Genomic DNA, 19,566 nt, shown 5'->3' on the forward strand with positions numbered 1-19,566 from the left:
TGCAAAAAGTCCTTGCCGACGGTGGTTACACGGGTAAGGCATTTGCTTCGTCGGTACAGGAGTTGATTGGTACGGAGGTAGAAATTGCCAAACGCAACGAATTGCACCGGTTTAAGGTATTGCCGAAGTGGTGGGTGGTAGAGCGCAGTTTTTCCCGGCCGGAAAAGAACAGGCGGCTGTGGAAAAACTGCGGGCGTAAGCTGAGTACCAGTCTGCAAATGATGGTTTTGGCTTTCTTGGGAGTGCTGCTGCGAAGACTATGAACACGTTCTAACAAAAAAGGAAGGCTTGCGCCTTCCTTCAAGAGTCACGGGTGAGCGGTAATTTATTGCTCGATACCCATGGATTGCAGGGTTTCGCGGGTCACGCCGCCCACGCCGAGGTTGTGTTTGCGTTGGTAGGCCTCCAGCGCTTTCATGGTGCCCGGGCCGAGCGAACCGTCAACGGAGACGCGGTAGCCTTCTTTTTTCAGTGCGGCTTGCACGGCTTCGATGGTTTTGCTGTTCACGGTGTCGTTACACAGCACGCTTTCCCAGCGCACTTGCGCGTCGGAAATTTTTTCGTATTTGGTGACTTCCGCGTATTCGGCCGGGATTTCCTTCTCGATTTGCTGCGCTTCTTTCACCAGTTTTTTGACTTTGACGGTTTCGTATTCAGCCGGAACTTCCACTTCGCGCGTGGTTTCTTCGCTGACCAGTTTTTGTTTTTTGATGGTCTTGAATTTGGCTTCGACCTGGGTCGGGTTGATGCGGGCTTCTTCCTGCACGACCTGCTTGGTGATGCTCGCCATTTCTGCCGGGACTTCCACCATCCGCAGCGCTTCGCCGGTGGAGGAGAAGGTGCGCGCCGGGCCTTCGCTGCGCGCGGTCATGTAGGCGGGTTTGGCGACGACTTCTTCTTTGACTTCGTTGTATTGCGGCGGGATGACTTCCTGGGTGGTCATGGCCGGTTCGATTTCGATTTGTTCTTCGACGGTTTCAAAGACGGCAGGGACGATTTCCAGCTTTTTGCTGGCGGGTTTGATAACGACTTGCTCGTCGGTGGTTTCGTATTCGGCCGGGACGATTTCATAGGTCTTGGATGCGTCTTTAATGACGACCTGCTCGGTGCGCGGTTCAAAGCGGGCCGGAATAACGACGAGTGCCTGACATTCGCCGGCTTTGACTTGCGGGACGGTCAGCGTCATGCCCTCGGCAGGTGCGGGTGCGGCAGCTTCTTGTTGCGCATCGGAATTTTCTTGTGCTTGCGCCAAAGCGGCGATGGCGACAGAAGTCAGCAGCACGGAAAGCTTACGTTTCATCATTCAAAGTCTCCTAATAGATGAGTTCGGGAATTGACATTTTGAACACGATAACCGTCCAAAAATCGCCACATACTTTAACGCAAGCCACCGCCGGGCGGCAATGAAAACGCGGCAAAAGTTGCCATTTTCGCCACCGGCTGCCCGCAGGCCGCTATATACTTCGCGCCTTTTCCCACCTCAATTCAGGAAACCCCATGACCGATTTCAGCGACAACCCGCTTTATCACCCGCCCGCCGCGCCCGATTTCGCCCGCATCAAACCCGAACACGTCGATGCCATCTTCGCCATCATCAAAGAAAACCGCGCCGAGGCCGAACGCCTCGCGGCGCTGCCTGCGCCAACCTGGGACACCCTGATGCAGCCGCTGGAACGCATGGCGAACCGCCTCAACAAGGCCGTTTCGCCCATCAGCCACCTGCACGGTGTGCAGAGCAGCGACGCATGGCGCGCCGCTTATGAAAAAATCCTGCCCGAACTCGCCGCCTACGGCACCGACCTCGCCCAGCACAACGGCCTCTATCAGGCGGTGCGCGCCTTGAAGGCAAGCGGCGAATACCCGCGCCTCAGCGCCGCGCAGCAGAAAGTCATTGACGACAGCCTCGAATCCTTCGCGCGGCACGGCGTCGCCCTGCCGGATGACGCCAAAGCCGAATTCCGCGCCAACAGCCAGCGTCTCACCGAACTTGCCAGCCGCTTCTCCAACAACGTACTGGATGCCACCAACGCCTGGCAACTGCCGCTGGCCGACGACAGCCGCCTTGCCGGCCTGCCGGATGCCGTCAAGCCGCTGCTGGCCGATCTCGCCCGCCAGCGCGGTCTCGACGGCTACTGCCTGACACTCGATGCGCCCGTCGTCATCCCCGTCCTCACCTATGCCGACGACCGCGCCCTGCGCGAAACCGTATATCGCGCCTACAACGCCCGCGCCAGCGAACTCGCCGACGGCGGCCAATACGACAACGCCGCCATCATCGAAGAAACCATGCGCCTGCGCGCGCGCCAGGCGGAAATCCTCGGCTACGCCGACTACGCCGCGCTATCCGTCGCCGACAAAATGGCGAAACAGCCGCAAGCCGTCTTCGCCTTCCTCGACGACCTCGTCGGCAAAAGCAAAGCGGCGGGCGAGGCGGAAATGGCGGCGCTGCGCGACTACGCCGCGCGCGAACTCGCGCTTGCCGACCTCGCGCCGTGGGATGTCGCCTATGCCGCCGAAAAACGGCGCCAGGCGCAATACGCCCTCTCGCAAGAAGACCTGCGCCCCTATTTCCCCATCAGCCGCGTCATCGACGGCCTCTTTGCCATCAGCCAGCGCCTCTTCGGCATCTCCTTCCGCGCCAACCACAGCCTCAGCACCTGGCACCAGGACGTGCTCGCCTACGATGTGCTGAATGCCGACGGCAGCCTGCGCGCCCAGTTCTACCTTGACCCCTACGCCCGCGCCAAAAAACGCGGCGGCGCGTGGATGGACGGCGCCGTCTCCCGCTTCCGTGACAACGACGCGCTGCAACTGCCCGTTGCCTACCTCGTCTGCAACTTCACCCCGCCCGTCGGCGAAGCCGAGGCCTGCCTCACCCACCAGGAAGTGACCACTCTCTTCCACGAATTCGGCCACGGCCTGCACCATATGCTCACCGCCGTGGACATCTACTCCATCTCCGGCATCAACGGCGTCGAATGGGATGCCGTCGAACAGCCCAGCCAGTTCATGGAGAACTACTGCTACGACCACGCGGCGCTGGCGGAAATGACGCGGCACAAAGACACGGGCGCCCCGCTGCCCGACGAGCTCTACAACAAACTCATCGCCGCGAAGAACTTCCAGTCGGCCATGGCGATGCTGCGCCAGCTCGAATTTGCCCTGTTCGACTTCCGCTACCACAGCGGCACGGCGTGGCGCGATGACCCGCTCGCCGTGCACGCCGCTGTGCGCGCCGCTGTCGCCGTTACCCCCGCCTATGCGGAAAACCGCTTCCCGATGCAATTCAGCCACATCTTCGCGGGCGGCTACGCGGCGGGCTATTACAGCTACAAATGGGCGGAAGTCCTCTCGGCGGACAGCTTCGCGGCATTTGAAGAAGAAGGCGTCTTCAATCCGGCAACCGGCGCGCGCTTTCGCGACGAAATCCTCGCCACCGGCGGCAGCCGCCCCAGCATGGCGAGCTTCATCGCCTTCCGTGGCCGCGAGCCGCGCGTGGATGCGCTGCTGCAACAAAGCGGCATCCGCTGACCGCTTCGCCCCTGATGAAAAACGCTTCCCACGGGAAGCGTTTTTTGTCTGGTGATGCCGCCCGCTGCGGCGCTGGCGGGAGGATGATTTCCGGCGGGTGTTATGCGCCCGGTGTCAGGCCGCTTTTGATGACGATGATATGGGTGTTGTCGGCGGTGGCGCGGATGGTGTGGGTCTCCAGCGGCGCAAGGCTGATGATGCGGTCGGGCAGCAGGGTTGTCGTGCTGCCGTCGCGCGCGCTGCGGATTTCCGCGCTGCCGCTCAGGGTGATGAGGATGACGGCGGCGCTGCTGTGGTACGGCGGCAGTTCGTTGCCCGCGCGCAGGCGCAGTTCGACAATCTGGTATTGGCTGTTGTCTTCGAGGATGCCGCCGAGCGGGCCGCTGTGGTGCAGGGGCAGGATTTGCATGGTCGCCTTCTTTATTCGGGCAGGTTAAGCAGGGTTTCGATGAGTTCCGCCGAACCCGCGACGTGCATGAGTTCCTGCGGGGTCAGGTATTTCAGCGCTTCGGCATAGTGCCGCGCTTCTTGCAGTTTGGCCTTGGCGGTGATGTGCAGCAGGCGGTCTTTCGTACTTTGCGGCGCGGTGGGGTCGAGGGCGGCGATGTGCGTGGCGGCGAGGGCGCGGTCGCGGCCCAGCTCCGCGATGCGGCGGCTGCGGCAGGCGGCAAAGGCGGCGCTGTCTGCGGCGGCAGCGGTGGCAATGGCGGGCGGGCTGGTTTCTTCGGGGATGAGCAGGATGCGTTTGTGGGCAAGCCAGCTGCCCAGGCGGGTGTTGCCGCTGTGCCGCGACAGCCACGGCGAGAGGAAGAGGCCGATGATGATGGGCGAGAGCCAGATGATCTGGTTCGGCGCCTGCCAGATGAGGCCGCACAGGACGATGATGGCGATGGCGACATAGAGCAGGTTGCGCTTGATGGCCTCGCCCCACGGCAGCAGCGCGCCTTCGCGGTTTTGCGTGCGCCAGCCGCTGTCGCGCCCCAGGAAGATGTCGATGACGTGCCGGGTCTGGATGAGCATGAGCAGCGGCGCGTAGAGGGTGGAGATGATGAGTTCGGCGATGAAGCCTTTGCTGACGGCGAGGGTGCCGCCGAAGGCGCGGCGGCGTTTGCCGCTGATGAGGACGCGCAGCCAGCCGATGAATTTGGGCAAAAGCAGCAGACTGATGGCGGCGAAGAAGAGCCACAGCATCCGTTTGGGATCGAAGGTCGGCCAGTCGGGGAAGAGCTGGCGTGCGCTGGTGAAGTATTTGGGCTTGGTGAAGAGGGTTTGCGCGGTGATGCCGGTGCCGACGATGAGCATGATGAGCCAGATGGGGCTCATGATGTAGCTGGCGATGCCGATGAGGAAGTGGATGCGGCTCGGCCAGCGCAGGCCTTTGGCGCCGATGATGCCGAGGTGCTGCATGTTGCCCTGCGCCCAGCGGCGTTCGCGGCCGACGAGGTCGTCGAGCGTCGGCGGCAGGCCTTCGTAGCTGCCGCCAAGATCGGGATCCATGCGCACGTGCCAGCCGGCGCGGCGCAGGAGGGCGGCTTCGACGAAGTCGTGGCTCATGATGTGGCCGCCGATGGGGTTGCGCCCGCGCAGGATGGGCAGGCCGCAACTGTCGGCGAAGGCACGGACGCGGATGATGGCGTTGTGCCCCCAGTAGTTGCCGTCTTCGCCCTGCCAGGCGGCGACGCCGCGCGCGACGATGGGGCCGTAGAGGGCGCCGGCGAACTGGATGGCGCGGGCGAGCAGGGAGTGGCCGCCGATGAGGTGCGGCATGGTTTGCAGCAGGCCGAGGCGCGGTTCGGCATCCATGCGCGCCACCATTTCGACGAGGGTGTCGGCTTCCATCAGGCTGTCGGCGTCGAGCATGATCATGTAGTCGTAGCGCCCGCCCCAACGACGCACGAAGTTTTCGACGTTGCCGGATTTGCGCCCGCTGTTTTGCGCGCGGCGGCGGTACCAGACGGGAAGCGGGGATTGTTCGCGCAGGATGTGCAGTGCTGCGGTTTCGCCCAGCCAGGCATCGGGTTTTTGCGTGTCGGAGATGATGAAGATTTCGGCGCGTCCGGCGAGCGCGGTCTGGCTGAGTTGCCGCGCCATGGCGAGCAGGGCGGCGTGGGTCAGCGCTGGGTCTTCGCCATAGACGGGCATGAGCAGGGCGACTTTGCCGCCTTGCGGGTTGAGCGCGCCTTTGTGGCGGCGCTGTGGCAGGAGTCCGGCGAGGCAGGCGGTGGTGGAGAAGGCGACCCAGTAGAAGGTGAGGGCGAAGAAGATGAGCAGGATGTATTGCAGCAGGGTGCTGCGGCCGTCGCCGAAAGCTTTGAGCATGTGCCAGCTGCCGAGGGTGCCGATGGCAAGCGCGCCGCCGAAGGCGACGAGGCGGGCGAGGTGGGTACGCAGCGGGGTGTGGACGGGTGGCCGGCCGGGCGCTTTGCGCAGCGACTGGACGCGCATGTTGAGCGGAGCTTCCGGCGGGACGGCGGGGATGGTGGTGTTCATCGGTGTTTTTGTCGGTCAGTTGGTAGAAAGGCGGGTTGATGCCCGCCCTTTGTCGCATTTTTCAAGAAATGGTGGCGGCTCAGAGCGGCACCCAGCGGTAAAACCAGCTTTCGGCGACGGGAACGCCGCCTGCGTCGGTCAGGCGCAGTTGCAGTTCGGCCATGGTGTTGCTTTTCGGCTGGTAGTCGAAGGCGGCGCGCAGTTTGCCGCCTTCGGGCAGGCGGACGAGGTGGGCGGCGCGGATTTCCCCGGCACTGGTGTTGGTCACGAGTTTGAGGGCATCGGGGTCAAGCGGGGCACTGCCTTCGGGGACGGCGAAGTCCACGGTGAAGGTGAAGAGTTCGGGGTTGTTCACCGCCGCGCCGCTGCGGGTGCCGACAATGCGCGCGCGGCCGGAAAATTCGGGGCCTGCCTGCGACCAGGTGAGGTCGTAGGCAAAATCGCGCCGCTCGCCCGCTTTCAGCGGTTCGGCGGGCGACCAGAAGGCGATGATGTTGTCGTTGAATTCGTTGGTAACAGGGATTTCGACCAGCGAGATGCTGCCTTTGTCCCATTTGCCGCGCGGGGTGATCCAGGCGGAGGGGCGCTTGTCGTAACGCGCTTCGGCGTCCTGGAAGTTGTCGAAGGCGCGGGCGCGCTGCAAGAGGCCGAAGCCTTTCGGGCTGTCGTCGATGAAGGCGGAGAATTGCAGGTCGCGCGGGTTGCACAGCGGCCGCCACAGGCGCGCTTCGCCGCCGGTGTACATGGCGAGGCCGTCGTTGTCGTGCACGGCGTTGCGGTAGTCGTTGACGGCGGCGCGGCGGCTGGGGCTGAAGTAGTACATCGAGGTGAGCGGCGCGATGCCGTAATGTTCGATGTCCTTGCGCGGGAAAAGGCTGCTTTTGATGAGGAAGACGGTTTCCGCGCCGGGGATGATTTCCATCGCATAAGCGCCGGTGAGCGAGGGGCTTTCCAGCAGTGCTTCAAGGCGGATGCTGCGGTCGTTCGCCTCCGGCTGGTAAATCCAGAACCGGGTGAAGCGCGGGAATTCTTCACCGCCCGGCCCGCCGGTGCCGAGGGCGATGCCGCGCGCCGAGAGGCCGTAGAGGGTGTCGCGGGCGATGGCGCGGAAGTAGCTCGCGCCCTGAAAAACGGCGAATTCGTCCATGTAATCGGGCGAGTTGATGGCGTAGCGCAGGCGGAAGCCCGACCAGCCCAGCCCCTGGCGCACCTCGTCGGGAAATTCGAGGGTGGCGGCGTCGAACTGATTCGGGTCGAAATCGAAAACGCCGGGGTCAAAGACGATTTCTTCCGCCTTGTCGTTCTTGACGAGATAGATACGGACGCGGTCTTTATAAAAGAAGCCGGGCGGCAAGAGATCAAGGCCGAACTGGGAGTTGGCGTTCGCGGCGTGAATGGGATCGGCTTCGCGACGGAAGCGGATGCCCCGGTACTGATCGTAGGTCAGGTCGGAAAAAATGCCGCCAAGTTTGTATTGTTCGGGTTTGTCGGGGCTTTGGGCGCGTTCTTGCGCGAGGGTGATGACGCGGCCGAAGCTGTGGACGTCCGCTTCGGCTTGTTGGGGGTTGTCCTGAGCGAAGGTTTTGCTGCTGAGTACGGCGGCACCGATAGCACCGGTAGCGGTGATGAAATCCCGTCTGTTCATGTGGATTGCTCGTGATGGTGTGGGTTTCTTTGGGGCGCGCGAGTATAGCATGTTTGTAATATAACGGTTTTGCTCTCTGGACGCGTTTTTTCCCTTCTTTTGCAGTAGGTTGCGCGTTTTTACACCACCCGTTCAGGCACAAAAAAGCGACAGCCGGGGCTGTCGCTTGGATCAGGCGGATGATGTCAGGATTTCGCCGGAGCATCTGAAGGTGGTATCCCGTCCTGCCCTGCCGGAGCAGGCGGCGGTGGAGGCGGTGGCGGGGCGGCCTGCTCTTCCTGTTTCAGCACGTCGGCGGCATCGGCCGCATTCGGCGGCACGATGGGCTTGCTACCGCGCAGGATTTTGCCGTCTTCGGCGCTGATTTCCGCGAAATAGCGCCCGCCGTCGGCCGCGAGCAGTTTGATTTCATACACCAGCCCTTTGCGGCGGCCTTCGAGTTCGGCATCCACCACTTTCGCGCTGACTTCTCTTTCTGCGGTTTCAATCGCCTGTTCCAGTTTGACGGGGGCGTAGCGCGGCATGTTTTTTTCGTACTCGCTTTCGCGCTTGATGACGTCGCCGCTTACCGCGTCGATGCGGTATTCGTATTCCTGCTTGTCGTCGCGCAGGTCGATGTCATAGACGGGGCGGCCCTGCGCCAATTCGAGTTCGAGGGTGTCGGCCCGGGCGCCGCTTTCTTTTTCGGCGATGGCAACGGCTTGGGCGGCGCTGATCTTGCTCTGTTGCAATGCCTGGAAAACGCCGTGGTGCGGACCGTGCGGGCCGGGGCCGCGATGTTCGCGGCCGTCATGGTCTTTCGCCGCCGCCGCGCCGCCGGCAAGCAGCAGGGCAAGACCGAGGGGCGCCAGGATGTGTTTTTTCATGGTATGTCTCCTTGGGTTTGGGTTCAGGGTTGGGCGTCGCGCGGCACTTTGTCGTCGGCGGCTACGGCTTGCGCAGCGCCGGTTCCGCTTTGTACGAGCGCCTGCTGCTCATCGTGGTGAGCGGCGTGAGCGAGGCTGCCGCTGGTCAGGACGGCAAGGCTGAGGGTGGCGAGGAAGGTTTTGTTCATATGGTTCTCTCTCCGCTTGTGAATAAAAGGATGGCTATGGAATTTTCTTTCATCGACAGGTCTCTCACCTCCTGCCGATGGCGCGCATTGTAGGGGGCGATTCTTAGGGGAAAATTAGGGCGGTCATGCGGCAGCGGCGCGGTGTGTCGGGGTGGATTATTGGAAGATACACGCAAAATCACGGCGGCAATCTGCAAAAAACACTGCATTTTGTGGAGTTTGCGTGGACTTGTGTTTACATTCTGTAAGAAAGTGATAATGTGCGCCTGATTTTTATCAACCTGAAAGGTGCATCATGGGCTTAATTATCGGTTTTCTCACCATTTTTCTAGTGGGCTTTCTCATCATTCGTGGCTATAACGCCAAAGGCGTGCTCTTTGTCGCCGGTGTGGCATTGATGTTGTTTGCCGTGGCTTTCCTCGGCAAACCCATCGGTGGCGAGAAGGCAACGGGGCTGTTTTTCGTCGATATCAGCAACCTCATCTACAACCTGATGGCAAACCGGGGCGGCGGCCTGGGTCTGCTCATCATGGTGCTCATCGGTTTCTCCGCCTACATGTCGCATATCGGCGCGAACGACACCGTCATCCGCGTTCTCTCGCACCCGCTCGGCTACATCCGCTCGCCGTATGTACTGATGATCGGCGGCTTCTTCATCGGCAGCCTGCTCTCGTTCGCCATTTCTTCGGCAACCGCGCTCGGCGCCTTCCTCATGGCGACCCTCTTCCCCATCCTCACCAGCCTCGGCATCTCCCGCCCCAGCGCGGCGGCCGTCTGCGCCACCACGGCGATGATGACCCTCGCCCCGACCGCGCCGGATGTGGTGCTCGCCGCCGAACAGGCGCACATCTCGGTGAAAGACTACGCCTTCACCTACATGATCCCGATGAGCGTGCTCGCCATCGTCGCCACCGCTGCCGCCCATTTCTTCTGGCAACCCTTCTGCGACCGCCGCGAGGGACTCGTCAGCCAAAGCAGCGGCGAACGCATCAACATGGATCTCTCCACCCTGAAAAAGGCACCGGCGTTTTACATGCTGCTGCCCTTCCTGCCGATTGCCGGGATGCTGATTTTCGACGGCAAATTTGAAATCGGCGGCAAGGTCATGCCGGAAATGACACTCGGCGCGGTGGTCGTGCTCACCCTCATCATCAGCCTCACCATCGAATACATCCGCAGCCTCTATCACCGCCTGGCGGGCGAGACGCAAGGCTCCTGCGCGAAAGCGCTTTACGACGGCCTGGAAATCGCCTACCGCGAAATGGGCGCGGCCTTTGCCGGCGTGGTCATCCTCTTGATTGCCGCCGGTGTCTTCTCGGAAGGCCTGAGCAGCATCGGTTTCGTGAACGACATGATTGCGCTGGTGGAAAAAAGCGGCTCGGCGGCGACCATCATGATGCTGGCGCTGGTCGGTATTACCCTGCTGGTGGTGGTCGCTTCCGGTTCCGGCAACGCGGCGTTCTATGCCTTCGTGGAAATCGCGCCGAAACTGGCGGACAAACTTGGCATCAATTCCGCCTACCTCATCCTGCCGATGCAGCAGGCCTCGAACGTCGGCCGCACCCTGTCGCCGGTTTCCGGCGTCATCGTCGCCGTCAGCGGCGCGGGCAACCTCTCGCCGATGCTGCTGGTCAAGCGCACCTCTGTCCCGACCCTTGCCGCGCTGCTCGTGGTCATCGCCTACACCCTTATCTTCGTGCCGCTGCATCTGCCGGCGTAATCCGGAAATCCCCCGCGCGAGAAATACCTCCGTCGCTTGCGCACCCTTCCCCCCGCAACGGGGGAAGGGTTTTTCTTTATTTTTGCCGTATGAAGCCGCGCCCGGCGGCAGGGCAGGCTTTTTCAACGCATGGCTTGCAACGCCGCGTTTAGTTGTAGGGTTTGTTGAAGTGCGGCAGGAAGAAGAGGTCAAGCAGGGCGAGGCGGTCGATGGTGATGCGTTCCTGAATGGCGAGGGAGAAAAGGTGGATGGCCATGCTGATGTCGGCACGCGAGGCGATTTGCGCACCGAGGATGATGCGGCTGTCGCGGTCATAGACGATTTTCAGGGTAACGTCGTAGTTGTCCGGCATGAAGGCGGGTTTCTGGCTGTCGTTGACGGCGACGACGGCCGGGTGGTAGCCGTGCTGCGCCGCTTTTTCTGCGGTCAACCCGGTCGGGACCATTTTCAGATCAAAGATGTCGATGCCGTTTGAACCCTGCACGCCGCTGCCTTCCAGCGGATGACCGCAGGCGTTGTGCGCGGCGACGATGCCGGAGCGCAGGGCATTGGAGGCGAGGGCGATGCAGCCGGTGCTGCCGGTCGCATTGTCATGCACGGTGGCGCAGTCGTCGGCGGTCTGCCTCTATCGCAACCAGTAACCGAGTATCCCGGCCGAGGCCACGCCGATGAGCACCGTCGGCAGCATGGCGAAGCGGCAGGCGGCGAGCGCGGTCAAAAGAATGGCGATGACCTCGTGCGGCTTGTCGGAGACGAAATACGGCGCAATCACCGCAATCAGCACGCAGCCCGGTGCCGCTTCCATCACCGCCGTTGCCCGCTTGCTCAACGTGCGCTTGCGCAGGGCAAAAAAGCCGATGAGACGGGTGGAATACGTCGCCGTCAGCATGGCGAGGAAGAGCAGGAAAGAATCGAGCGCAATCATGCCGCCTCCGCTTCCGCGCCCATCAGCCAGGCGGTGGTGAGTCCCGCCACTGCGCCCGCCGGGACATACCATGCGCCGCCGAAGACGCGATACACCACGGCGGCGACTATCAGGCTCACCAGCCACGGCAGGGCGGGTCTGACCCCGCGCCACATGCCGCGAATCAGCACCAGAAACACCGCCGGAAAGGCCATGCCGAAGCCCCAGGCAGCGACATCACCCAGTTTCGGCCCCAACACTGCACCGCAGGCAGTAAACGAAACCCAGATTGTGTAGAGAATGAAGCACACCCCCGCGTAATAAGGCAGGTTGAATGCCGCCGACAATCCCTGCGCCCGCCGCTTCCGTGCCTCCGCCATGCCCATCGCCCAGCTTTCGTCGCACATGAAAAACAGTGCAGGCAGGATTTTTTTCATCGGCAGATGGCGCAGATACGGCGCCAGCGCTGCGCCCATCAGGATGTGGCGGGAATTAATCATCAGCGTCATCCCGGCAATCAGCGCGATCGGCAGCGGATGTACCCAGGCGTTGACGGCGGCGAACTCCGAACCGCCGGCGAAATTCATGCCGGTCATCAAGAGCATTTCCAGCCAGCTCATGCCCTTCTGCCCGCCCTGCATGCCGAGAATCAGGGCAAACGGCAGGAGACCGATGAGCAGTGGCCCGCTTTCGCGGATGCCACGGACAAATTCCGTGCGAGTCGTAGGGGATAAAGCGTGCAAAGCGGCCTCCGGATAGCAGAAAAGCCGCGTATTGTATGGTTCAGTGGAGAATATGGGCAAACGCGTTCAGCAGCATCTGCACGGAGATACAGATGAGCACCATCCCCATCAGCCGCTCCATCGCTTTCAGGCCGCGATTGCCGAGAATGCGGTAGAGAAACGGCGAGGCCAGCAGAATCAGTGCCGATATTGCCCAGGCTATAAGCATGGCAGGCAGGATGTGCCTGGTGATGCTGCCGTGTCCCGCCTGCAACATCAGCGTCGCCAGCAGCGAAGGACCGGCAATCAGCGGCACGGCGAGTGGCACAAGCAGCGGTTCGCTGTCGCCGTTGTCGTCCTCGCCCATCAGCGAGCCGCCGCGCAGCGGGAAAATCATGCGGATGGCGATAATCATCAGCACCAGCCCGCCGGCAATCGCCACCGCTTCGCGCGAGATGCCGAGTGCCCGCAGCATGGCGGGGCCGGCAAAGAGAAAGACCAGCATTACCAGCAGGGCAAGGAGCAGTTCACGCAGAATGATGCGGCTGCGCCGTGCCTCTTGCACCGGCGCCAGCACGGCAAGGAATACCGGTACGTTGCCGATAGGGTTCATGATGAAAAACAGCGTGATGGCGGTAGCTGAAATGGTTTCCATGATTGACCTCGGATAATGAAGAAAGCGGCATTGTACGCCGCTTACACCATTTCAGTAATTCCGGTTATCCATATGAACAAAAAGGTAAAATTTAGTGCAGGAAATGGGAGAAGGCGTTCAGCAGCATCTGCACCGAGATGCAGATAAGCACCATGCCCATCAGCCGCTCCATCGCTTTCAGGCCGCGATTGCCGAAGGCGCGGTATAAAGACGGCGACGCCAGCAGAATCAGCGCCGAGGCTGCCCAGGCGAGCAGCAGCGCGGGCAGCGTGTGCCGCCACAAATCCCCCTGTCCCGCGCGCAGCATCAGCGTGGCGAGCAGCGAAGGGCCTGCGAGGAGCGGAATGGCGAGCGGCACGATCAGCGGTTCACCTTCCGTGTCGTCATCGCCCATCACCGAACTGCCGCGCAGCGGGAAAATCATGCGGATGGCGATAATCATCAGCACCAGCCCGCCGGCAATCGCCACCGCTTCACTGGAAATGCCGATGGCACGCAGCATGGCGGGGCCGAAGAAGAGGAAGACCAGCATCACCACGAGCGCAATCAGGAGCTCGCGCATGATGATGCGCCGCCGCCGCTCCTCCCGGATAGGCGCCAGCACGACGAGAAAAACCGGCACATTCCCGAGCGGGTCCATGATAAGGAACAGGGTAATCGCCGTGGCAAGGATGGTTTCCATAATGACCTCATGAATGCAAAGAAGGGGCGGCATCTTACTATCGAAACCAGCCGCGCCGTATTGTGGATAACTCTGTGCATAACCTGCGGATAACGGCGAAAAAACCAATGCCGGCCACGACTTGCGGCGGAAAACATCCTCGCAAACAAAAAATAAAAAATGTTTGGAAACATACGGATACGCTAAGCAATCTGTTATACAAACGATTTTTCCGGTTGCAAAAACGCCGTAGCGCACCGGCGCTGGCATTGTGCATAACTCGCCAACGGAACGGCTGCCTGCCGGGTGCAACACATGGGATTAGCAGCCAAGCCTGTTTTTTATGCGGCATCGGCGGCAAGCGGGCCGTGCTCCCGCAGCATTCGGCTCAGCTTCGCATGAGAACCTTCAAAAAGCCCCTTCCCCGTGGGCAGAACGTGCGGGGTTTGCCGCTTGTTCAACACAAACACCGCCCCAGCCTCACCCGACGGCGGGTAAAGGTTTGCCCGCATGCCATGGCTTCATGCCGGGGTATGCAGGGGTTGGGTATCAGAAATGCTCGTCAAACCAGCGGCGGATACTGCCAAACGCCAGATTGATGAAGAAAAAGGCCAAAAGACCGGGCTGGCGAGGCTGAGGATGGGGTTGAGGAGGAGGCTGAATTTGAGGGAACAGCTTGTCTTTGCCAGATAGTGGCAGCCGAGGATCAGCCACAGCCACACCGCGATGTACAGCATGTTTATCCAGAAAAGGACGCGGCCCGGCGCAGTGCCATCATCGCTTTGCCGGGAGAGCGGCGGCAGCGGGCGCTGATGGATGACGGCATCGGCGGCCGCAGCAATTTCCTGCCCGGTTTTTTCGACGTCTTGCAGGTAGTCGATGTCGATTTCGCGCGCATTGCCGAGGCGGTCGGTGATGTCGAGGCGGTAGTGGCCCGGCCCTTTGTACGGCACGATTTTCCGGTATGCGATACCTTTCATCTCCGCCCAGCGCAGGCTGATGGTGTTGCCAAAGGGTGTGTAGAAATGCAGGCCGTCGTCGTCTATCGCCGCCTGCTCGTTCGCGCGATCGGCAAAGCGGCGGCGGTAATGGCGGATCAGGGCGCGCAGGATGATGCAGAAAAGGACGGCGCACACGGCGAGACTGAGCAGATAAGGCAGGGTGTCGTTCATCTCCGCCATACGGACATAGTCGCGGATATTCGCGGGCAGGATGGCGACCAGCGGCAGCAGGAGCAGCAGCACGAAACTGTCGTGATAGCTGCGGTTGTCGTAGCGCATCTTGCCGCGCTGCTCGTACCAGATATGGGGCGTGACGTGGCGCGTGGGCGCGTCCGGCGGGCGGCTGCCGTGCAGGAAAGTTTGCGTGACGGCGGCGATGGCGTGGTAAGTGTCGCGGTCGTGTTCGAGACGCACATCGCGGTAGCGCAAATCCGTGCCGTGGCGCGGGATGATGTGCAGCGCGCCGTCTTGCACGCTGACGCTATCAAGTTCCGACCAGCGCCACTGATGGCTGATGCGTTGCGCGCGGTCATAGAGGGTCAACCCCTGCGGGTCGCAGACAAGACAGACAGTATCCTCGCGGCGGTTGTTCCGGTAGTGACGGTAATCGCGGTAGAAACAGCCCGCCCCAATCGCGAGCCAGAACGGCAGCCACAGCCGGAGATGGGTAAGCAGGCCGGTGAAGAACGAGCCGATGCGGCTGTCAAAAATAAAAACGGGGATGAGGACGCTGACGAGCAGCCAGCAGGCGCTGAATTGCCAGTGAACGACCTGCCGGGGACGCCCGCCCCAGCCTTCGCTGCGCAGGTCGTCCAGATCGGGGGTGAAATGGGGCATGCATGGCTCCTGTTATTGGGATGTGGTCATTATCTCGCCCGGCGGCGGTGGCGGTGCAGGGCGCTTTTGTGCTGCACAGCGTACGCGACAAGAATCCGCCGCCTGCCGAAATGGCGCGTGTCGATGCTTCATTAGGCGGCGTGGTTGCCGGGATTTGCCGCTTCGCGACACCGCTTGGGGACCCACCCGCGAAAAATGCGGGCATTTTTTTCGTGGAAGCCCCGCCTCCCGCAGGCGGGGTTGGGGATTGTCCGCTGTTTCCTGACAGGTTTTACTCCGCCACGCGATGGGTGGGTGCCTATGGCAGGCGGGCGCGGTGGGTCGTTTCAGTGCCGGGCGAAGCGGATTTCCACGCGCAGGCCGCTCGCGCTGTGGCGGGCATCGTGCAGGCTGAGTTGCGCGCCGTGTTTGTCGCAGAGGCTTTTCACGATGGCAAGCCCCAGCCCCGTGCCGTCGCCGCTGTTTTCCGGGCGGCGGTAGAAGGGGGCGAGGACGCGTTCGCGTTCGGTGGCGGGGATGCCGTCGCCGTCGTCTTCGACGCTGAGGGTGGTGGTGCGCCCGTTTACCGCGATGCCGAGGTCTATGCGCCGCCCGCCGTGGCGGATGGCGTTGTCGGCGAGGTTTTTGATGAGGGTGTAGAACTCGGTCGCCGGGAGCGGCAGTTCGGCGTCCGTGCTGTCGCTGATGCCGAGGTCGCAATCTGCCGCTTCCGCCAATGGCAGCAGCGTTTCCACCACCTGGCGGTACACCGCCTGCACGTAGCAGCCGGCCGGGGCGTCGTCGCGGTGCTGGCTGCGCGCGAGGGTGAGCAGTTGTTCGAGCAGGGCGCTGCTGCGGCGGATACCGCTGCGCAGCGGTTCCAGCTCGCGCTGGGCGGCGTCGCTGTCGAGCCGGGCGGCGAGGCGTTCCGCTTGCAGGGTCAGCGCGGTCATCGGCGTGCGCAGTTCGTGCGCGGCATCGGCGATGAAGCGTTGTTCGCGTTTGAGGGCGGCATCGATTCGCGTCAGCAGATGGTTGATGGCATGGATGAAGCCGCTGATTTCGCTGGGGATATGCGCGTCGGCCAGCGGCGAGAGGTCGCGTTCGTCGCGCGCGGCGAGCTGGTGCGAGAGGCGGCGCACCGGGCGCAGGGCGCGGTGCACGGTGATGAGACTGACCACGATGAGCAGCGGCACGAGCAGGAGCAGCGGCGTGATGACGTGCCGCGCGCCAGCGTAGGCGGCCTGATCACGGTAGGTGCTGTCCTGAATGAAGGCGAGGCGGTAGCCGTCCGGATAGGTGTGGATGTAGGCGCGGTAGCGCTCGCCGCGCCTGCCGATGTCGTGGAAGCCGTCGGCGGGATTCTGGCGGAAGAAATGGCCGTAGCGGCCAAAGGGCGAGACGGGCTGGATGTCGATGTGGTTGCTGTCGTCGCCGTCGTAGAGCGGCAGCGGGTTGTAAGGGTCAATCAGGGAGGCGGTCTGACTGAGGAGGCTGTCCTGCTCGTCGTGCGTTTTTTCAAGAATGGAGAAAAACGCGACTGCCCCGGCACCGATGGCGACGAGGATGATGGCGGCGCTGAGGGCGAGGGCGAGACGCAGGCGGAGGGAAGGGGGCATGGCGATATCCGGTGGACGACGGGAGGGCGACGATACCGATATGGCAGGCGGAATGCCATGCCCCGGCGGACCCGGTAACGACGTCGCTTGACGGGGCAGTATTTGCGCCGCTTGACGGGCATCCATCCTTGAAGCTCGCACAAAAAAAGCCCCTCCACCTGTGGTCGCGCCCCACAAAACGCGAGCGTTTTTGTGGGTACTTGGCGGAGGGGTTGGGGTGGGGGCAGCAGAAAAATAATCACGCAGCGACCAAAATCCAGTAACCACAGCGCTTGGCGGGCCCAGCAATGACGCCGCTTGGCGGGGATAGTATTTGCGCCGCTTGGCGGCATTTGGCATGGCACAACAGCATGACAGCAGGAAAACGACGCTGGGCATATCGTCTAATTCCTTTGGTACAGGGATGTTTTTTATTCCAAGCTGCAAACCCGTAAGTGGGCAGACAAGAAGTCTTAATCCCTTTAGTTCAGGGACGTTTTTTATTCCACAAGCTTTTGAGAAGCTGGCGACGGGAGCCATGTCTTAATCCCTTTGGTTCAGGGATGTTTTTTATTCGCGAATACTATCCTGAAACAGCGGCGATAGTTGGTCTTAATCCCTTTTGGTCAGGGATATTTTTTATTCCTCGTGCGTGCATACACGAAATCAAAGTCATTGCGTCTTAATCCCTTTGGGACAGGGATATTTTTATTCAAATGGAAAAAGTAATGGCGCGCTTCGATAGGTCTTAATCCCTTTGGTTCAGGGACGTTTTTTATTCACCTACCACAGACAAGATGCAAAGATTCAATGTGTCTTAATCCCTTTGGTTCAGGGACGTTTTTATTCACGTTAAAAAGAGCCGGAGCGTTTCGCAAAAGCATGTTTTAATTCCTTTGGGTCAGGACGTTTTGTATTCGCAATCCCTTTGCGCGGCTGCATAAATTCCTGCCGCCTTAATCCCTTTAGTTCAGGGACGTTTTTTATTCGAATCCGTGCAATTTACACGGGAACAGGGGGAAATGTCTTAATCCCTTTGGGTCAGGGACGTTTTTAATTCAGTTACCTGATGACTATTCTGAGGCGATCACCGGATCTTAATCCCTTTGGCTCAGGGACGTTTTTTATTCGGGCGGCCTATTTTCGTCTAAACGAGAAACAAAGATCTTAATCCCTTTGTTTCAGGGTTTGCCGATTGTTAGAGATCGTTTTTCCGTCATTCTAGGGCGGTTTTTCTGTAAATGCCATGTCGTGTTCCTGTGTTTTTGCCGTGTTTGCGGCTTCGCGCCTGCAAGCCCGCCGGGGCGGTTTTCCGGCGGCGGGCGGGTATCGCAAGGGGCGGCGGCTCAGAGGGTCAGGGTTTTGAGTTTGTCGAGGCAGTCGGCCAGTTCGCGGCGGAGTTTGTCTTCGTTGTTCAGGGTGGCGGTGATGTATTCATTGCCTCTTTCGCCATGTGTGAGCGCGTTGCGGATTTGTCGCAGTTTTTCGTATTTGTCGTAGAGGGTGTGGCTGTGCCGGCTGCCGCTTTTGGCGTCGCGCCAGTCGGCTTTGCGGCTTTGGATGTAGCGCAGCACGGCGCTTTTGCGTGTTTCGTAGTCGTCGTTGTGCTGAAGGTGGTTGTCATCCAGGATGCGTTCAAAGATGGCTTCGTAGCCGTAGAGGGCGGCGCGCAGGTAGTCGCCGTTGTGCAGGGCTTGTGCGGCGAGGTGGAAGCGGTGTTCCCAGTCGCGCTGTTTGGGGTCGAGTTTGAGGCGTTCGTGCAGGGTTGGCTGGATGAGGCCGAGCAGCGGGGTCGGGGGTTCTTTTTTCAGGGCGGCGAGGAATTGCTGGATTTTTTCGCGGTACTGGCGCAGGTTGTGGGTTTGTTCGGCGAAGGATGCCTGGGCGAGCAGGCGGGTGGTGGCGTCGCTGATGCCGATGGTGTTGAGGATGGGGACAAGGGCGGCGCTGTTGCCGCTGTAATCGTAGGCGGCGAGGGCGTTTTGCCATGCGCTGATGTGTTGCAGGCCGTCCATGCGCAGGACGGGCGTAGCGCCGTCGCGGGTGAGGTCGAGCGCGCCGTAGTAGATGCCTTCGATGCCGGTGCCGCGCAGGGTGGGCAGGAGGTTGGCGATTTGCTGGATGAGCATCGGCAGGTGGCGCAGGCCGTGGGTTACGTCAAGAATGGCGCGGTCGCCTTTGGTGTAGTAGTGGAGGATGTGGTCGATGGTGGCGATTTGTTCGGCCTCGCTGCGGCCATAGGGGATGAGGTCGCAGGTGACGGGTTTGCCGAGCTTGTCGCTTGCAGCCTGCGCGAGCGGGGCGAGAAGGGCAGGGGTGACGTTGTCCTGTTCCGCGGCTTCGAGCAGGGCGAGTTCGGCATCAATGCCGAGCTGCTGGGCGAGGTTGTCCCACATGCTGCCGCTGGTGCCGAGGATGATGAGGTGGTCGCTGCGCAGGTGCTGGTCGAGGGCGATGCCGAAGTAGGAGGTGGTGAGGGCCTCGCCGTCAAGCAGGTAGCGGGCTTCGCGGTAGTCACCGCCTTTTTGTGCTTTGCCGAGGAGGGTGATGAGTTTGCGGGTCATGGTGGGCTCCGGTGGGCTGGGTTAAAGAGAGCCGTCATGGTACAGACGGCAACCCATCGCTGCCATGCCGACGGCGTCTCTTGCGGCAGCTGCGGGAAGCTTGACGCGAACGGCAGCGACAGCAAATAGGGGATGGATAAAACTCTTGGGGGTGGCCTGAAAAGTATGCCGGGCTGGACAAAGCCATAGTTGATGTAGTGAAAAG

The 19,566-nt window shown here is 61.4% G+C and carries 17 protein-coding genes and 1 pseudogene; 3 read left to right on the top strand and 15 right to left on the bottom strand.

Annotated elements, in window-relative coordinates; genetic code table 11:
• Window positions 1–263: transposase (locus Q0562_RS11095; protein ID WP_298644377.1), on the top strand; the 263-nt coding region annotated here is incomplete at its 5' end.
• 62 nt (window positions 264–325) lie between these two features.
• Here Q0562_RS11095 and Q0562_RS11100 read toward each other — a convergent pair.
• Entirely contained in the window at window positions 326–1,303 is a 978-nt protein-coding gene (locus Q0562_RS11100; RefSeq protein WP_298644379.1) for a peptidoglycan-binding domain-containing protein, read from the bottom strand.
• A gap of 194 nt (window positions 1,304–1,497) precedes the next feature.
• Between Q0562_RS11100 and Q0562_RS11105 the strand changes: the two genes are divergently transcribed.
• Complete coding sequence (locus Q0562_RS11105; RefSeq protein WP_298644380.1) at window positions 1,498–3,531, top strand: M3 family metallopeptidase; 2,034 nt, start codon at window positions 1,498–1,500, stop codon at window positions 3,529–3,531.
• A 100-nt stretch (window positions 3,532–3,631) separates the two neighbouring features.
• Here Q0562_RS11105 and Q0562_RS11110 read toward each other — a convergent pair whose 3' ends face one another.
• The 5 genes from Q0562_RS11110 to Q0562_RS11130 form a co-directional block, all read right to left on the bottom strand.
• Entirely contained in the window at window positions 3,632–3,940 is a 309-nt protein-coding gene (locus Q0562_RS11110) for a hypothetical protein (protein ID WP_298644382.1), read from the bottom strand.
• Window positions 3,941–3,951: 11 nt separating this feature from the next.
• On the bottom strand, window positions 3,952–6,021 hold the full coding sequence (mdoH, locus tag Q0562_RS11115; RefSeq protein ID WP_298644385.1) for a glucans biosynthesis glucosyltransferase MdoH: 2,070 nt from the start codon (window positions 6,019–6,021) through the stop codon (window positions 3,952–3,954).
• Window positions 6,022–6,100: 79 nt separating this feature from the next.
• Window positions 6,101–7,666, bottom strand: a complete 1,566-nt coding sequence (locus Q0562_RS11120; protein ID WP_298644387.1) for a glucan biosynthesis protein G — start codon at window positions 7,664–7,666, stop codon at window positions 6,101–6,103.
• A gap of 185 nt (window positions 7,667–7,851) precedes the next feature.
• Window positions 7,852–8,532 carry a PepSY domain-containing protein gene (locus Q0562_RS11125; protein ID WP_298644388.1) on the bottom strand — a complete coding sequence of 227 codons (681 nt, stop codon included), beginning with the start codon at window positions 8,530–8,532 and terminating at the stop codon, window positions 7,852–7,854.
• A gap of 23 nt (window positions 8,533–8,555) precedes the next feature.
• Window positions 8,556–8,720 carry a hypothetical protein gene (locus tag Q0562_RS11130; RefSeq protein WP_298644391.1) on the bottom strand — a complete coding sequence of 55 codons (165 nt, stop codon included), beginning with the start codon at window positions 8,718–8,720 and terminating at the stop codon, window positions 8,556–8,558.
• Window positions 8,721–9,015: 295 nt separating this feature from the next.
• On the opposite strand from Q0562_RS11130, the gene dcuC reads away from it, so the two are divergent.
• Window positions 9,016–10,440 carry an anaerobic C4-dicarboxylate transporter DcuC gene (gene dcuC / locus Q0562_RS11135; protein WP_298644393.1) on the top strand — a complete coding sequence of 475 codons (1,425 nt, stop codon included), beginning with the start codon at window positions 9,016–9,018 and terminating at the stop codon, window positions 10,438–10,440.
• A 148-nt stretch (window positions 10,441–10,588) separates the two neighbouring features.
• Here the strand turns inward: dcuC and Q0562_RS11140 are convergent.
• The 9 genes and pseudogenes from Q0562_RS11140 to Q0562_RS11180 all read right to left on the bottom strand — a co-directional run.
• A pseudogene (locus Q0562_RS11140) lies at window positions 10,589–11,050 on the bottom strand (NADH oxidase); the annotation flags it as partial.
• Window positions 11,051–11,065: 15 nt separating this feature from the next.
• On the bottom strand, window positions 11,066–11,365 hold the full coding sequence (locus Q0562_RS11145) for an AzlD family protein (RefSeq protein ID WP_298644397.1): 300 nt from the start codon (window positions 11,363–11,365) through the stop codon (window positions 11,066–11,068).
• Window positions 11,362–12,087: an AzlC family ABC transporter permease gene (locus tag Q0562_RS11150; RefSeq protein ID WP_298644398.1), complete on the bottom strand. Its 726-nt coding sequence runs from the start codon at window positions 12,085–12,087 to the stop codon at window positions 11,362–11,364. The genes Q0562_RS11145 and Q0562_RS11150 overlap by 4 nt, the downstream gene beginning before the upstream one ends.
• Window positions 12,088–12,127: 40 nt before the next feature.
• The gene (locus Q0562_RS11155; RefSeq protein ID WP_298644400.1) at window positions 12,128–12,721 is read right to left on the bottom strand and encodes a MarC family protein; all 594 of its coding nucleotides are present in this window, start codon (window positions 12,719–12,721) and stop codon (window positions 12,128–12,130) included.
• Between the two features lie 91 nt (window positions 12,722–12,812).
• Window positions 12,813–13,403 carry a MarC family protein gene (locus tag Q0562_RS11160; protein WP_298644401.1) on the bottom strand — a complete coding sequence of 197 codons (591 nt, stop codon included), beginning with the start codon at window positions 13,401–13,403 and terminating at the stop codon, window positions 12,813–12,815.
• 500 nt (window positions 13,404–13,903) lie between these two features.
• On the bottom strand, window positions 13,904–15,220 hold the full coding sequence (locus tag Q0562_RS11165; protein ID WP_298644402.1) for a hypothetical protein: 1,317 nt from the start codon (window positions 15,218–15,220) through the stop codon (window positions 13,904–13,906).
• A gap of 326 nt (window positions 15,221–15,546) precedes the next feature.
• Complete coding sequence (locus Q0562_RS11170; protein WP_298644404.1) at window positions 15,547–16,818, bottom strand: ATP-binding protein; 1,272 nt, start codon at window positions 16,816–16,818, stop codon at window positions 15,547–15,549.
• 1,325 nt (window positions 16,819–18,143) lie between these two features.
• On the bottom strand, window positions 18,144–19,361 hold the full coding sequence (csx2, locus tag Q0562_RS11175; protein WP_298644405.1) for a TIGR02221 family CRISPR-associated protein: 1,218 nt from the start codon (window positions 19,359–19,361) through the stop codon (window positions 18,144–18,146).
• 21 nt (window positions 19,362–19,382) lie between these two features.
• Window positions 19,383–19,566, bottom strand: a 184-nt coding sequence (locus Q0562_RS11180; protein WP_298644407.1) for a hypothetical protein, incomplete at its 5' end; no start/stop codon positions are given.

Origin of the sequence: uncultured Cardiobacterium sp., assembly GCF_938028825.1 — a bacterium.
Taxonomy (GTDB): Bacteria; Pseudomonadota; Gammaproteobacteria; order Cardiobacteriales; family Cardiobacteriaceae; genus Cardiobacterium.